Here is a 422-nt window from a genome sequence, read left to right as displayed (position 1 = left end):
ACGCTCGAGCGCGCGTGCGGGAGGCCCTCGGCGACCAGCCCGACGCCGCCGCGATGCTCGCCGCGGCGTCCGCCCGGCGGGACGCCCTCGAGCACTGGCGCGACGCCGAGGCCGAGCTCGAGCGAGCGACCGCCGAGCAGCGCGAGGCGGCCTCGGCCGGGCGGGAGGCGCTCGAGCACCTCGGCTTCGCCGACCGCGACGCGATCGCGGCCGTGCGCCTCGAGGCCGCCGAGCGCAGCGCGCTCCGCGAGCGCATCCGCGCGCACGACGACGCGGTCGCGAGCGCGAGGGCGATCCTCGCGCAGGCCGAGCTCCAGGGCCTGCCCGAGACGGCCGACGACGTCGCGCCGCTCGACGCGGAGCTCGAGCGCGCCGAGCAGGCCGCCGCCGCCGCCGCGCGCGCCGAGGCCGCGGCGCAGACC

Annotated in this window: 1 pseudogene; it reads left to right on the top strand. The window is 81.5% G+C overall.

Annotated elements, in window-relative coordinates:
* Positions 1 to 14: 14 nt before the first annotated feature.
* Positions 15 to 422 (top strand): annotated as a pseudogene (locus NWP09_RS13285) (hypothetical protein); the annotation flags it as partial.

Origin of the sequence: Agrococcus sp. HG114 (assembly GCF_024723325.1) — a bacterium.
Classification (GTDB): domain Bacteria; phylum Actinomycetota; class Actinomycetes; order Actinomycetales; family Microbacteriaceae; genus Agrococcus.
Note: the sequence above shows the minus strand (reverse complement) of the source record. Positions and strands in the feature narration are given on the sequence as shown.